Annotated in this window: 12 protein-coding genes; 6 read left to right on the top strand and 6 right to left on the bottom strand. The window is 69.7% G+C overall.

Translation table 11 applies throughout. The annotated features are described in order from the left end of the window. Positions 1–58: 58 nt before the first annotated feature. The gene (locus D7W81_RS00080; protein WP_120553257.1) at positions 59–3268 is read left to right on the top strand and encodes a CHAT domain-containing tetratricopeptide repeat protein; all 3210 of its coding nucleotides are present in this window, start codon (positions 59–61) and stop codon (positions 3266–3268) included. A gap of 42 nt (positions 3269–3310) precedes the next feature. Here D7W81_RS00080 and D7W81_RS00085 read toward each other — a convergent pair whose 3' ends face one another. Both D7W81_RS00085 and D7W81_RS00090 read right to left on the bottom strand, forming a co-directional pair. Then, positions 3311–3577, bottom strand: a complete 267-nt coding sequence (locus D7W81_RS00085; protein ID WP_120553258.1) for a hypothetical protein — start codon at positions 3575–3577, stop codon at positions 3311–3313. Then, on the bottom strand, positions 3574–3927 hold the full coding sequence (locus D7W81_RS00090; RefSeq protein ID WP_147445294.1) for a hypothetical protein: 354 nt from the start codon (positions 3925–3927) through the stop codon (positions 3574–3576). The genes D7W81_RS00085 and D7W81_RS00090 overlap by 4 nt, the downstream gene beginning before the upstream one ends. Before the next feature lie 88 nt (positions 3928–4015). Between D7W81_RS00090 and D7W81_RS00095 the strand changes: the two genes are divergently transcribed. Continuing rightward, positions 4016–4885 (top strand): alpha/beta fold hydrolase, encoded by an 870-nt coding sequence (locus tag D7W81_RS00095; protein ID WP_120553260.1) that lies wholly within the window; start codon positions 4016–4018, stop codon positions 4883–4885. On the opposite strand, the gene D7W81_RS00100 is transcribed toward D7W81_RS00095, so the two are convergent. Next, positions 4858–6039, bottom strand: a complete 1182-nt coding sequence (locus D7W81_RS00100) for a DNRLRE domain-containing protein (RefSeq protein WP_120553261.1) — start codon at positions 6037–6039, stop codon at positions 4858–4860. The two genes, D7W81_RS00095 and D7W81_RS00100, sit on opposite strands and share 28 nt — an antisense overlap. A 228-nt stretch (positions 6040–6267) precedes the next feature. Here D7W81_RS00100 and D7W81_RS00105 point away from each other — a divergent pair, with 228 nt between their 5' ends. The 3 genes from D7W81_RS00105 to D7W81_RS00115 all read left to right on the top strand — a co-directional run bounded on the left by D7W81_RS00105 (position 6268) and on the right by D7W81_RS00115 (position 9006). Further along, the gene (locus D7W81_RS00105) at positions 6268–7875 is read left to right on the top strand and encodes a patatin-like phospholipase family protein (RefSeq protein WP_244226883.1); all 1608 of its coding nucleotides are present in this window, start codon (positions 6268–6270) and stop codon (positions 7873–7875) included. 65 nt (positions 7876–7940) lie between these two features. Further along, positions 7941–8339 carry an MGMT family protein gene (locus D7W81_RS00110; protein WP_120553262.1) on the top strand — a complete coding sequence of 133 codons (399 nt, stop codon included), beginning with the start codon at positions 7941–7943 and terminating at the stop codon, positions 8337–8339. A 121-nt stretch (positions 8340–8460) separates the two neighbouring features. Then, positions 8461–9006, top strand: a complete 546-nt coding sequence (locus tag D7W81_RS00115) for a M15 family metallopeptidase (RefSeq protein WP_120553263.1) — start codon at positions 8461–8463, stop codon at positions 9004–9006. Here the strand turns inward: D7W81_RS00115 and D7W81_RS00120 are convergent. From D7W81_RS00120 to D7W81_RS00130, 3 genes are all read right to left on the bottom strand, one after another. After that, a complete protein-coding gene (locus D7W81_RS00120; protein WP_244226884.1) occupies positions 9003–11333 on the bottom strand; it encodes a sensor histidine kinase in 2331 nt (776 codons plus the stop codon). The two genes, D7W81_RS00115 and D7W81_RS00120, sit on opposite strands and share 4 nt — an antisense overlap. A 161-nt stretch (positions 11334–11494) precedes the next feature. Continuing rightward, on the bottom strand, positions 11495–12067 hold the full coding sequence (locus D7W81_RS00125) for a hypothetical protein (protein ID WP_147445295.1): 573 nt from the start codon (positions 12065–12067) through the stop codon (positions 11495–11497). A 66-nt stretch (positions 12068–12133) separates the two neighbouring features. Further along, on the bottom strand, positions 12134–13342 hold the full coding sequence (locus D7W81_RS00130; RefSeq protein ID WP_120553265.1) for an extracellular solute-binding protein: 1209 nt from the start codon (positions 13340–13342) through the stop codon (positions 12134–12136). 111 nt (positions 13343–13453) lie between these two features. On the opposite strand from D7W81_RS00130, the gene D7W81_RS42190 reads away from it, so the two are divergent. Further along, on the top strand, positions 13454–13603 hold the full coding sequence (locus tag D7W81_RS42190) for a hypothetical protein (protein WP_158621375.1): 150 nt from the start codon (positions 13454–13456) through the stop codon (positions 13601–13603). Positions 13604–13717: the final 114 nt, after the last annotated feature.

A 13717-nucleotide genomic window follows, 5' to 3' on the forward strand; every position in this document is an offset into this window, starting at 1 on the left:
GCCGCGGGATGCGAAGCTTCGGGAGGCGCAGACAGCCTTTGACGAGGCGACGAGGCTCATGGAAGCAGGCCTCTACACCGAGGCGTATGGACCGGCTGCGCAGGCGCTCGCGCTGAAGGAGTCCGCGCTTGGAGGCACGCATCCAGACATCGCCGGCGCTCTGGACCTCGTGGGGGAACTCTCTCAACGGCAAGGCGACGCCGCCCACGCGGAGCCCCTGCTTCTACGCGCGCTGGCCCTGAGGGAAGCCACGCTCGGCAAGGACCACCCGGACGTGGCCCTGACGCTCACCCTCCTGGGCATCCTCTACAAGGACCAGGGACTGTTCGCTCAGGCCGAGCCCCTCTTCCTGCGCGCACTCTCCCTCCGGGAGACGGGCCTTGGCGCCACACATCCCCTCGTCGCCAGAACGCTGGGCAACCTCGCGAATATCTACAAGGACCAGGGGCTGTACGAGCGGGCCGAGCCCCTCTACCTGCGCGCGATCGCCATCCGGGAAGAGGCCTTCGGCAAGAACCATCCCCATGTCGCCACATCGCTCAACAACCTTGCCCTGCTCTACAAGGACCAGGGGCTGTACGAACGGGCCGAACCCCTCTTCCTGCGCTCGCTCGCCATTCGGGAAGAGGCCTTCGGCGACCGCCACCCCGATGTCGCCGCATCGCTCCACGGCCTCGCCAACCTCTACGTGGGTCAGGGGTTGTACAGCCGGGCCGAGCCCCTCTTCCTGCGCGCGCTCGCCATCTTCGAGGCGGCCCTCGGCGGCAAACACCCTCACGTGGCCGCCTCGCTCGACGACCTCGCCAATGCCTACTCGGAGCAGGGGTTGTATCCCCGGGCCGAGCCCCTCCACCTGCGTGCGCTCGCCATTCGGGAGGAAGCCTTCGGCAAGGGCCATCCCGAAGTCGGCCTCTCGCTCAACAACCTGGCCCTGCTCTACATGGAGCAGGGGTTGTACGAGCGGGCCCAACCCCTCTTCCTGCGCTCGCTCGCCATCCTGCAAACAGCGCTCGGCGACCAACATCCTCTCGTCGCCACCTCGCTCGACAACCTCGCGCTCCTCGCCAGGGAACAGGGGCTGTACGGCCGGGCCGTGACCTTCCATCAGCGCGCGCTCACCCTCCGGGAGGTGGCGCTCGGCAAGAGCCATCCCGACGTCGCCTCATCACTCCACAACATGGCCAATGTCTATCTGGACCAGGGAGGGAATGAGGACCGGGCCGAGCCGCTCTTGAAACGCGCGCTCGCCATCCAGGAAGCCACGCTCGGCGACGCCCATCCCTTCGTGGCCTCCTCGCTCTCCAGCCTCGCCAGGATCCACCTGGCCCGAGGAAGGTATGACCGGGCCGAAACCCTGTGGACGCGTGCGCTCGCCATCCAGGAAGCCACGCTCGGCGACACCCATCCCAACATCGCTCAATCGCTCCAGGGCCTCGCCCTGCTCCACCTGGCCCGGCATCGCCTCGCCGCGGCCCTGCCGCTCCTCACGCGCGCCTTCGACATCTCCGAACAGCGGCTGCGCCAGGAGGCGCTCGACTTCTCCGAGTCACGCCTGGCTCATTTCCTCCAACTCCTGCGCGCGGATGAGCAGGGGCTCTACGCCGTGCTGCGCGCCTGGCCCCAGGACGCCAGCGTGCGGCGTCTGGCGCTCGGCGCCGTGCTCCTGCGCAAGGGCCGCTCCGTCGAGGAGACCGCGGAGATCTCCCGCAGCCTCTCCCGAAGCCTGGGCGCCAGGGACCGCGACACCTTCGAGCGGCTGCGAGGCCTGCGCACCCAACGGGCCGCCCTTTCGCTCGAGGGCCCCGGCGAGCTCACTCCAGCGGACTACCAGCAGCGCCTCAAGTCGCTCGCCGACCAGGGTGATGCCCTGGAGGCCGACCTCGCCAAACGCTCCGCGCCCCTGCGCGCGCTCACCGCGCCCCCACCCGCCTCCGAAATCGTCGACCGGGTCGCCGCCTCCCTCCCGCCAGATGGAGCCCTCGTCGAGTTCATCGCCTACGAGGACAGTCCCGTCATCCCCACTCCCGGCAAGCGCCGCGTGAAGAGACCGGGCCGCCTGCACTACCTGGCGTTGGTGCTCCTCCCCGACGGATCCACGCGGGCCCTGGACCTGGGCCCGGCGGCGCCCATCGACCGCGCCGCCATGCGCCTGCGCGATGCACTGGCACGCCGCGATGCCCAGGCACAGGCCTCCGCCCGGGCGCTCCACGACCTCGCGTTCCGCCCCCTGCTGCCGCTGCTGGGCAACACCCGCCGGCTCTTCGTTTCGCCTGACGGACATCTGAGCCTCGTCCCCTTCGCCGCGCTCCACGACGGGCGCGAGTTCCTGGTCGACACCTGGGACTTCACCTACCTCACCTCCGGCAAGGACCTGCTGCGGCGTCCCCAGGACACCTCCGCCGTGTCGTCCGTCGTCGTCTTCGCCGACCCGGACTTTCAGGCGGCCTCTGGAGCCGCGCCCCGGCCGCCTTCGCCCGTGGAGCGTTCCGCGCCCCTCGAGCGCTTCTTCTCCACCGCGCGCGCGGAGGACATCGCCGCCATCCCCTGGGCACCGCTCCCGGGCAGTCGCGCGGAGGCCGAGGACATCCAACGCCTCCTCCCCCAGGCACAGCTCTTCGTCGGCCCCGAGGCCACCAAGGAGCGGCTGCTCCACCTGTCCACGCCCGGTGTCTTGCACCTGGCCACCCACGGCTTCTTCCTCGACGACGCCGCCGTGCCCCGCGATTCCAGGGCCGTGGTCCACTTCGGTGTGATGGGAGAGGGAGCCCTCACACGCCCCGTTCCGGATCCGTTGCTGCGCTCAGGGCTGATCCTGACGGGAGCGTCCTCCAAGGCCCCTGACGCGGTCAGGGCCCCGGCGGCCAGCGCGATGGTGACGGCCCTGGAGCTGGCGGGCCTGGACCTGTGGGGCACGCAGCTCGTGGTGCTGTCCGCGTGCGACACCGGACGAGGCGACGTGAAGCCAGGCCAGGGCGTGTACGGCCTGCGCCGCGCCTTCGTCGTGGCGGGAGCGGAGACGGTGGTGATGAGTCTCTGGAAGGTGAACGACGGGGCGACCCACTCCCTCATGGAGGCCTACTACCGCAACCTGCTCGCGGGGCAGGGACGGGCCACGGCGCTGCGCGAGGCGATGCTCTCCTTCCGGCGGACGTGGCCCCATCCCCACTACTGGGCCCCCTTCATCACCGTGGGCAGCGACGCACCAATGCGCGCGCTGTCGCCTGTCCCCCCTTCCCTTCCGGCCGCGAAGCCCGCCCAGCCTCGCTGAACGTCGTCGGCCTCGACACCGTGCCCTGACAGGCGCGGCCTCTCAGATGTCGGTCTCCAGCCGCTCCAGCACCCGATACTCCTGCCGGTAGGCCTTGCCCCCACGCTCGAAGGTCTCCACCACGGTGGCGCCGTCCTCGGAGATGACGAGGCGGTAGTCCGTGTCCGCCGTGGGCGTGGTCGCCCTGTAGGCGCCAGACGGGAGCAGGAAGGTCACGCGTGGGGGACGGTCCGGACAACAGGCCGTCAGCAGCGAGGAGGCCAGGGCACTCGTCAGCATGCCCGCGAGTACGATGCCGGCCTTCCTCATGGCAGCCTCTCCAGGGTGAGGTCCCGGTAGAGTTCGCCCGTGCCTTCCGTCGGCTCGGCCTCGAAGAGCGTGCCCTTCGCGAACTCGTTGGGCGCGCCCTCCGCCGGCCGCACGGCCCACACGCTGTAGACGGCGCCAATGGGGCCCGGGCCCTGCGCGGGGATGATGGAAACGCCATCCGCGGTGGCCGACACGAGCCGCAGCCGGATGCCCTCGGCTTCGTCATTCAGCGGATCACACACACCCCCCTGGAGCTTCGCGCCCGCGAACAGGGGCCAGCCCAGCGCGAGTCCCGCGCAGAAGAGCGCCGTGGGGACGACCTTGCGACGATGCGACAAATGAATTGGCATGGGACGGGAGCCTGCTCCAACTCCCACGCGAAACACCATCCACCCCGGGGACAGGCTAATCTTGTGTCTCTTTGCGTCAGGAGCCTCCATGAGTCTCGCCTACCGCCGACAGGGCACCTCCCACCGGGGCTGCACGCTGAGCTGGTTCGTGGAGGGCGACGGTCCTCCGGTGGTGATGATCCAGGGGGCGGGCATTGGCGCCACGGGATGGCGGCCCCAGGTGGAGGGGCTGGCCTCCCACTTCCGCTGCCTGTGCCTGGACAACCGGGGCTTCGGTGCCAGCCAGCCTCCCGGCGACGCGCTCACGGTGGAGTTGATGGCCGAGGACGTGCTCACGCTGATGGACGCGCAGGGCTGGAAGAGCGCGCACGTCATGGGGCACTCGCTGGGCGGGCTGGTGGCGCTGTACCTCGCGCACCGGGCGCGCGAGCGGGTGCGCAGCCTCGCGCTCTTGTGCACCTTCGCGACGGGCGCGGTGCCCACCCGGATGACGCCAGACATGCTGCTCATGGGCCTGCGAACGCAGGTCGGAACGCGGCGCATGCGGCGCCACGCCTTCCTCCGGATGGTGCTGGCGCCGGAGGAGCTGGCCCACGCCGACAAGGACGCGCTGGCGGCGGAGCTCGCGGAGCTGTTCGACCATGACCTCGCGGACCAGCCGCCCGTGGCGATGCGTCAGTTCCGGGCCATGGGGAAGGCGGACGCGACACCGTTCCTCCGGGGGCTGGCGGGCCTGCCGACCCTCGTCGTGAGCGCCACGCATGACCCCATCGCGCCCCCCACCGCCGGGCAGGCCCTGGCGGTGGGAATCCCTGGCGCGCGCTTCGTGGAGCTTCCCCATGCCTCACACGGCGTCACGCTGCGCTTCGCGGACCGCATCAACGCGCTCCTGCGGGAGCACCTGGAGGCCTCGGAGACCCCGGAGCTTCGTCACGGAGGGCAAGGCCGGTCGAAGTAGAGCGTCAGCTTGGGCCACACCGCGTCCGACGCGACGTAGGGCGAGTAGAACTCCACGCCGTCCGACGAATCGCTGCGCAGCCCGAGCTCCACCCGGAACCCTGTGCCGTTGGAGCCCAGCGTCCCGGTGCCGCTCCGCACCAGCCCCGTCACGTCCATCTTCACCGTCGTGAAGGGCGGAACGGCGCCCATCCCCGTGAGGGGAGAAGGCTCCAGTTGGGGACGCGTGTTCCAGGTGCGGCTCTCCGGCGTCCAGGTCCCCGGCACCACGTTGTACAGGCTGGGACCTTCGCGGGTGCCGTCGTCTCGCGAGCGCAGGCTCAGGATCGCGCGCTTGATGTGACGGCCCCGCGGGTCGACGATGAAGCTGAGGAAGGTCTCACGTCCCACGTCCGCGTCCACCCAGAGCGACGTACTGCGGGACAGGCGCGAGCCGGGCGAGGACTCGGACACGTGGAAGACCCGGTCCGGGAGGTTCACCTCGTAGCTCTCCACGAGGGTGCCGGGGGTGCAGTTGGCGGGCTCCGTGTTGACGAAGAGTACGGGCCGGAGCTGCTCCAGGCTGCTGTTGCGCGACACGAAGCTCGCGCCGTCCTGCGAGCCCATTCCCACGGAGAAGCTGTAGACGCCGTCGCCCTGCACCACCCCCGTGGCGTCCAGCTCCACCCACGATTCATCCTCCACCGGCAGCGGGGTGTTGAGCACGGGCCCCGCTCCTGCGTACAGGGGACGGTTGTCCCAGGTGAGGGTGGATTCGGTCCAGTCATTGGAGACGGGCCACGCGGACAGCGTGCCCGAGGAGCCGCTGGTCGCGTACAGCCGCAGCTTCGCGTTGTTCACGGGCGCGCCCAACCCCACGAACTCGAAGCGGAGGAAGGACTCGGACAGGGGCGCTCTGTCCGCGCGCAGCCGCGTGGTGTCACCGTAGTTCGTGGAGGGCGCATCCGCGTCCGTCCGGGCGTCAGCGCTCGCGATGGCGTAGTTCGTCAGGCCCGGCGTCAACGCGGAGGCCTGCTGCCCCTCGGGCATCGGGGCCACCTCCTCGTCCGCCAGCTCCTGTTCATCTGGAGCGCCCGCCCCCTCCGGCCCACAACCCGTTCCCGTCAACAGCAGCAGGCTCAAACCCGCCGCGCTCCCCACGCACTTCAATGACATACCCACCCCCAGGATGTACCGGCGCGAAGTGCATCCCCTGTGCCCATGAAACAACGTCTGCTCGCGACCACCGGCCGACGTTCGCGACGGCGCGAGGGGAAGCTCCGGTGCGTGAGGGGACACTCCCGTACAACACCAGGGTATCCAGGCGACCCAGCGGGGGAACGGCGCGGGAGCCAGGAGAGGCGTGGCCGTGGCTCAATCTGGCCTAAGCTCGCGGCCCTCCCTATGAGCCAAGACTCCACGACCCCTGTCACAGAGAAACACGGTCCGCTCGGGCCGCTCGCGCTGTCGCTGTCCGGCGGCGGTTATCGCGCGGCGGCGTTCCACCTGGGGACGCTGCGGTTCCTCGACACCGTTGGACTTCTGTCTGATGTCGTGGGCCTGTCCACGGTCTCCGGCGGAACGCTCACGGGCCTGGCCTGGGTGGTGAGCCAGCTGGACGGCAAGCCGTTCAAGGAGTTTCACGAGACGTTCTCCGCGTACCTGCTGCGGACGAATGTGATTGCGGAGGCGCTGACCGGGCTGACCTCCAACCGCGACCACGGCAGCCATGCGTGGGCCAGCCTCATCCGGTCCGCGGCGGACGTCTACGCCCGGCCGGACTTCCTGGGCGACCGGCGCTTCGGAGAGGTGCTGAACGCCGGCGGGCTCCAGCTCCAGGAGGCCATCTTCAACACCACCGAGTTCCACAGCGGCCTGGACTTCCGCTTCCGGCGCAGCAACAAACCGAACACCCTCCTGGGCAACAACGGCTACCGGATGCCGCGCCCGGTGGCCAGCCACGTCCGGCTGGCGGACATCGCCGCCGCGTCGTCGTGCTTCCCGGGTGGCTTCGAACCGCTGGTGTTTCCGCAGCAGTTCCACTGGCCGCGGGACTATCCGCTCGACACCGCGCTGGCGGCCCTGGGTCCGGGCTTCCAGAGCGGCCTGCCCCTGATGGATGGCGGCATCTACGACAACCAGGGCATCGACAGCCTGTTGCTCGCGTTCAACCGCGCGGAGCCGCCGCCCACGCTGGTCATCTCCGACGTCAGCGTCCAGAGCCCGGAGATGTACAACGTCCCGGAGAACCCGACGAAGCGAGGCTGGGTGACGCTGAACGGGGTGTCCTGGATGGCCTACGGCCTCTTCGCCCTCTCCCTGCTCTCCGCCGCCATCCTCGCGTGGCGAGGGTTCGAGACCGCTCGCGCGGGTGACTGGGCGCCGCGGGACTATTTCCTCTATCTCATCCCCGGCGTGCTGACCGCGTCGGTGGCGACGGCACTGGTCTGGGGCCGGGCCCGTCTGGAGGACGTCATGGCGCTGCTCAAGCGGCAGATGGACCTGGACGTCTGGCCGTCGTTCAGGAAGCTCACCGTGCTGGAGTTCACGCAGATGCTGGTGCTCCGCGCGACGTCGATGCTGGCGCTGACGTCCAAGGTGTTCATGAAGCGGGTGCGCGGGCTCGTCTTCGGGCAGGTGTATGGGGACTCGCGGTTCAAGGACCGGCGCATCTCCAACCTCATCGCCGCGCTCACGGTGGACCGGCCCAACCTGTTCGCGAAGCACCCGTGGCTCAAGCCCGGTGCGCACCTGGTGTCCCTGGGCACGCAGGCCTGCCAGATGCCCACCACGCTCTGGTTCACGGACGCGGCCCGGTTCACCGAAGTGGAGGGCGCGGGCGCGGCCACCATCTGCTACGTGCTCCTGCGCCACATCGTGGAGCACCACGCCGGCCGGTACGAAGCGCCGGGCCAGCCGCTGAATACCCTGTACGAGCGCCTGCGCAAGGAATGGGCAGTGCTCAATCAGGCCGGCGCTCCGTCTCAGGACCGGCCGTCCGTGGCGGCCTAGCAGGTTCTGCGTGCATCGGGTGATGCCATGAGTAGGATTCGGGCAATCCCCCGCCCGGAGGCCCGATGGCATCCCCCACCGACACGCAGGACCCGTATGAGCGCATCTATCGCGTCTGCGAACAGGTGCCCTCCGGCCAGGTGGCCACCTACGGGGACATCGCCACCATCGTCGGCGGGGCCTGTGATGCGCGCGCCGTGGGCTACGCGATGGCGGCGCTGGGTTCGCGCTCGACCGTGCCGTGGCAGCGCATCATCAACCGCACGGGAGGCATCAGCACCTCCGGCATCCGCCAGCGCGAGCTGCTGGAGGCCGAGGGCGTCGCCTTCGACGAAGCGGGCCACGTGCGCATGGACGCGCACCACTGGAAGGGCCCGAGCGAGGCCTGGGTCCGCGCCCACGGCTTCAGCGTGCTGCCGCCCCGGGACGCGCCCGCGCCCGACGCACAGCTCAAGCTCTTCTAGGGCTCACGGAGCGTCCGGGCGACCGGGCACGAGGGGACAGGGCTCGGCGGGCTGCCTGCTTTTCATGGCGGAATAAAGGGGGCAGCCTTCGGTCTTCGCCCATTGCTTGGACCTCCGAAGAATGTCCTCTCCCCTGCTCCGCTGGGGCCTCGTGCTCCTGGTCTGTCTGCTGGCACCTGTCGGGTTCGCGAAGGAGGCGAAGGTCCGCAAGGCCAAGGCGAAGGCACCGCGTCTGGTGCGGATCCACAGCGGGCACCGGCTCCAGCGCGACGCGGCCGCCGCCTTCGAGCGCATGGCGACGGAGGCGCGCACGGCGGGGCAGCCGCTGCTCGTCACCAGCGGGTGGCGGTCGTATCAAAAGCAGCGCTACCTCTGGCGCCTCTACCGCAAGGGCCTGGGGCCCCAGGCCGCGCGGCCGGGCCGCTCCAATCACAACCGCGGGCTGGCGGTGGACCTGGTGGTGGGCAGCGAGGAAGCGTCCCCCACGTATGACTGGCTCGCGGGCAACGCGTGCCGCTTCGGCTTCCGCCGCACCGTGGCGTCCGAGCCGTGGCACTGGGAGTACCGGCCGAAGAGCACCTCCGCGCCTGAAGCCGACGAGGACTGCCTGGGCCGCCCGCTGAACGTGGAGCCCCTGCCCGCGGTGGTCCGTCAGGACGCGAGCTAGGTCCCGGGAGGCAGCTCCACGATGAACTTCGCGCCGTGCCCCGGCTCGCTTTCGACGCGGATGTTTCCACCGTGCGCTTCGATAAGCTGGCGCGTGATGAAGAGCCCCAACCCCAGCCCTCCGTAGTTGCGGGAGGCGGCGCGCTCGAAGCGCTCGAAGATGCGGCCCTGGGCCTCCGGGGGAATGCCCATGCCGTGGTCCTCGACGATGAGCCGCGCTCTTCCCGCGTGGTTCGCCACCTCCATCTGGATGGGCCGCCCCGCGCCATACTTCATCGCGTTGGTCAGCAGGTGGAGCATCACCTGCTCCATCCGCAGCCGGTCCCACCTCCCCTGAACCGGCTCCAGGGCCACCAGCTCGAAACCACAGCCCGACTTCTGGAACTGCTCCGCGAGGTGCGCCGTCACGTCCCGCGCCAGCTCCGCCAGGTCCAGCTCCTCCGGGCGCAGGGTGAGCCGCTTCTCGTTGATGCGTGAGACGTCCAGCAGGTGCTCCGCCAGATGTGACAGCCGTTGGAGCTGCACCTCGAAGACCTCCAGCATCTTCGACACCTTCTCCATGGGCAGCGGTCGCGCGGCCGTGAGCGTGGACTCCATTTGCTGCACGCGCAGGCGCATGGAGGTCAGTGGGGTCTTCAGCTCATGGGAGGCGATGGACAGGAACTCGTCCCGCGCGCGGATGGACTCCTGCGCCGAGCAATAGAGCTGGGCGTTGTCGATGGCGAAGGCGGCCCTGCGGCCCAGCTCCTCCACCAACGCCACCTCCGTCGGCGTATACGTGCGCCCGGGCGAGGGAGAGACGAGGAACAGCGCCCCCAGGGTGCGGCCTCGCGCCTGGAGGGGCACGCCGAGCGAGGGCCGGCCCTGGAGCGTCCGCGCCTCCCGCCATGGCTCCTGCGCCAGCGCGACGGGATCCAACAGGCCCATGGACGCCTCGAACATCTCGGACATCCCGGTGGACAGGACCCGGGCCGGGCCGTGGGGGTCCGGCGGATGGCGTTGGAGGAACTCCCGCACCTGCGCGGCACGGGCCGGGGAGCGGTCCGCCACCGCCACGGGCCGCAAGGCCGCGCTGTCCGTCCGCACGAAGACGACACACAGGTCCGCGAGCACGGGCACCACCAGTTCGGCGACGCGCTGGAGCGTGGTCTCATGGTCGAGCGACGCCACCAGCTCGCGGCTCGCCTCGGCCAGGAAGCGCTGGGAGGTCTCCATCTGCTTGCGCTCGGTGATGTCGGTGGCGATTCCGCAGAGCGCGTACACCGCCCCGGTGGAGTCGCGGAGCGGGAACTTCTGCGTGAGGTGGATGTGGATGCCGTCGTCGTGGAGGAGCCGCTCCTCCCGCTCCACGGAGACACCCGTCTCGAGGATGCCTCCGTTCACCTCGTGCAGCGTCTCCGCGATCTCCCGGGGGAAGACGTCGAAGACGGTCCTCCCCGCCACCTGTTGCCGGGTGCGGTGGTAGAGCCGCTCCCACTCGCGGTTCACGAACAGGAAGCGCCCCTGCGGATCCAGCAGGAAGAACACGGTCGGCGCGTTGTCCAGGATGGCGCGCAGCCGCTGTTCGCTCTCCTGCAGCGCCTCTTCCGCCCGCTTCCGCTCGGTCACGTCGATGAGCACCGCGAGCGAGCGGAGCACCCTGCCGGAGGAGTCCTGCTCCGCGATGGCGGACAGGAGGACGTCGATGGGCTGCCCGTCCTTCTTCACGACCTGGTACGGCACGTTCCAGCAGGCCCCCGTCTTGAAATACTCCGGGAGGACGACCTCGCGCGCGTACCGCCGGGACTCCGGCGTCAGGAACTCCACCGAGTCGCGTCCGAGCACCTCCGCGCGCTCATAGCCCAGGATGCTCAACCAGCGATCGCTGACGCTGATGAGCCGCCCCTGCGGGTCGATGGAGTGCATCATCACGGGGGTGTTGTTGTAGAGCGAGCGGTACTTCTCACTGGCCTCGCGCGTCACATCCTCGGCCCGCTTGCGGTCGGTGACGTCGCTGACGACGGAGACGCCGCCGCGGATCCGGCCGGCCTCGTCGCGGACCGGACTGGAGCTGACGTGCAGCCAGGCCCCCGCAGGCCTCTCGGCGTTGCGCAGGAAGACCTCCTCCCGGCTGACCGTCTCCCCCCGGAGGGCCCGGCTCATGGGCAGGCGCTCGGACGGATAGAGCGTGACCTGGTCCGGCAGGTAGAGCCCATAGTGCAGCGGCCACCGGCTGACCGGCTCGTCGGTAGGCCCCATGCCCAGGGTGAGCTGCGCCTTCGGGTTCATGAACACCAGGCACTGGTGGTCGTCCGCCACCATGAGCCCCTCCCCCATGCTGGTGAGCACGGCATCCAGAAGACTGCCGTGCCCTGGCGGCGGGCTCCGCAGGGGCGGATGTGCTGGGCTGTCGTGCAGGCGGGCCATGGGACGCGTGAATGGGATGAAATTCTCCCTCTTCAACGATGGGGGCTCGCCAGCCCATGTGCCAGACGTCGCCCCCCGGATCCCTACTCCGCGCGACGCAGCAGCTCGTCCATGAGCGAGTCGTCGATCCGGTGTTCGTACCTCGCGCCCTGAATGGCCTTCAGCCCGGGCCACGCTCCAATGAGCACATGCCCCATGAGGCAGGTCGCACCGGCCGCGTATTCGAGGACGACCGCGCCGGCCAGCGTCTTGCCGTGCCACATGTTGGTCCTCGCCACCCGCAGCGTGCCCCTGGAGGAGTCTCCGAGCAGCGCCCCGGTGGCGTCGAGCACCTTCACCCCGTCCCCGGTGAGCTCGACGTGTTGCAAGGGCTCCTTGAGGTAGGTGGAGTTGGGCGCCTCCGTCCGGAGAATCAGCATCACCAGCGCGATCGGGAAGGTGGCGCACGTGACGGAGAACATGACGAGCCCGAAGACGGCGGGGCTGAAACCAGGCCAGGAAGAATATGCGCCCGCCGCCAGCGCGATGAGGACGGCCGGCAGAAGGGCGCTCACCGCCAGTGCCAGCACGAAGCGGGAGGTGGTCACCTTCCACAAGGTGAAGCTCGCACGGGGCGGGGAGCTGCGTCGGCGGGACTGCGCGAGGGTTGAAGCCATGTCTCCACGATGACGGAATCCCAGCGCCGTGCGTAGCCCCCTCGTCCCCCTTCCACTGTCATCCGGTCACTGGAGGTCTTCGAGCAGGGCCGCCTGGAGTGCCTTCCGGTTCTCGGGGAAGCGCTGGTTGGGATAGGGCCGTGCTCCGCTCAGGATGGGTTCGTATTGCTGGTACATGGGGTCGGAGCGCGCGGGCTCCTGCTGATAGAAGGCGCGGTTGGCCTGGAGCAGGTAGCGGGGCCGGGTGCCATCGGGAGCGTCCTTGCTGAAGGCGATCAGGCTGCGCGTCTCCGGGGCCTGCATGAACGACGTGAAGGCCCGGGCGTCCTCCGCGCACGTCCCGGCGCAGTTCTTGTTCAGCACCAGCGCATCCACGAACACCGCCGGAGCCGAGCCCGCGCCCAGCGGGACCGAGATGACCTCCGGGAGCGGCATGGAGGGCTGGGCCTGGAGGATGTAGAAGAGGCGCTCGGTGTAGCCCATGAAGCCGTTGGCCTGCCCCGTGGCGAAGGCCTCTTCCGCCACCGTGTTGTCCGCGTAGCTGCCATCCAGGCACGGATTGACGCCCGCTTCGATTGAGCAGCTGTCAACGACCTCCGCGAACGCGCCCACCGTGGGCGAATCCAGCGGCAGGGAGATGGCGCTCGCGAGCGCATCCCCCGGATGCGTGTCCAGCCAGGCATCCAGGTACGAGGCGGGCAGCGTCCAGCTTCCGTCGAAGTTCGCCACCAGCGGGCGCTTGCCGGGGGCCGCCTCGCGGAGGATCCGCGCGAGCGAGGTGCTGTCGGTGGCGGACCGGATGTTCGGGGTCCGCGAGTAGATGACCTTCGTGCACAGGTAGGTGGGCACGCCATAGCTCTGACCCGAGATGCGGACGGCCTCCTCGGCCGCGGGATGCGCGACGCCCGCCTCCAGCGCGACCGGCTGGATCCATCCCTTCTCCGCGAGCGAGCCGAGCACCAGCGTGTCCACCTCCACCACCTGGGCGGCCGACGCGTCCGTGCCCAGCAGCTGGTTCAACGTTCCGCCTTCATCCAGGTCATAGACATCCAGGTTGGCGTCGAACACGACGTCCAGATCGATGTCCGGATGGGCCCTCTCGAAGTCGGCCTCCAGCCGCTGCTCCAGGCTGGCGAAGCCGTCCCCCGCGGAGTCGGGGATGTATGGGAACAGGACGGCCTTCAAGGGACGCTTGGGCGTGGGGTCGGGATCGGACGACTCCGAACAGGCACTCAGGACCAGGACGGCGGGGCAGATCAGGGCGCTCCAACGCATGGCGGATGACCTCTCTTTGAATGGGCTTGGGGCGCCAATCCTTAGCAGGGCGCAGCCGGCCCCGGCCACCGCTGGCGCACGAAGGCCTCAGGGTTGGATGACGACCCGGCGATGCGTGACTCGATGCGGATGACGGGCGTGCTGCTGCTCCTGGCGGCGACGCCCGCCCTGCTGGCCGCGTCCCATGTCTGGGCGTTCTGGCGGCTCGTCACGGGCCTTTCGATGCATCACCGGAGCAGCAACGACTCCCCTCGGGAGTGACGAACAGGGCGGGGTTCGTCGCGCGGCGCGTGCGTGAGGGCCGGTGCTCGCCGTACGGGGACCGCTTCGCGAAGCCGTCCACGGAGCGCGCACGCCGGCTGAAGATCAGCGGCG

It is taken from the genome of Corallococcus aberystwythensis (genome assembly GCF_003612165.1).
GTDB classification, from domain to species: domain Bacteria; phylum Myxococcota; class Myxococcia; order Myxococcales; family Myxococcaceae; genus Corallococcus; species Corallococcus aberystwythensis.

What these genes read in the sequence shown, in the direction of transcription:
- D7W81_RS00105 (WP_244226883.1), top strand. Translation starts at nt 6,268, where the DNA reads ATGAGCCAAGACTCCACGACCCCTGTCACAGAGAAACACGGTCCGCTC.
- D7W81_RS00125 (WP_147445295.1), bottom strand. Translation starts at nt 12,067, where the DNA reads ATGGCTTCAACCCTCGCGCAGTCCCGCCGACGCAGCTCCCCGCCCCGT.
- D7W81_RS00100 (WP_120553261.1), bottom strand. Translation starts at nt 6,039, where the DNA reads ATGTCATTGAAGTGCGTGGGGAGCGCGGCGGGTTTGAGCCTGCTGCTG.
- D7W81_RS00090 (WP_147445294.1), bottom strand. Translation starts at nt 3,927, where the DNA reads ATGCCAATTCATTTGTCGCATCGTCGCAAGGTCGTCCCCACGGCGCTC.
- D7W81_RS42190 (WP_158621375.1), top strand. Translation starts at nt 13,454, where the DNA reads ATGCGTGACTCGATGCGGATGACGGGCGTGCTGCTGCTCCTGGCGGCG.
- D7W81_RS00095 (WP_120553260.1), top strand. Translation starts at nt 4,016, where the DNA reads ATGAGTCTCGCCTACCGCCGACAGGGCACCTCCCACCGGGGCTGCACG.
- D7W81_RS00130 (WP_120553265.1), bottom strand. Translation starts at nt 13,342, where the DNA reads ATGCGTTGGAGCGCCCTGATCTGCCCCGCCGTCCTGGTCCTGAGTGCC.
- D7W81_RS00115 (WP_120553263.1), top strand. Translation starts at nt 8,461, where the DNA reads ATGTCCTCTCCCCTGCTCCGCTGGGGCCTCGTGCTCCTGGTCTGTCTG.
- D7W81_RS00080 (WP_120553257.1), top strand. Translation starts at nt 59, where the DNA reads ATGGAAGCAGGCCTCTACACCGAGGCGTATGGACCGGCTGCGCAGGCG.
- D7W81_RS00085 (WP_120553258.1), bottom strand. Translation starts at nt 3,577, where the DNA reads ATGAGGAAGGCCGGCATCGTACTCGCGGGCATGCTGACGAGTGCCCTG.
- D7W81_RS00110 (WP_120553262.1), top strand. Translation starts at nt 7,941, where the DNA reads ATGGCATCCCCCACCGACACGCAGGACCCGTATGAGCGCATCTATCGC.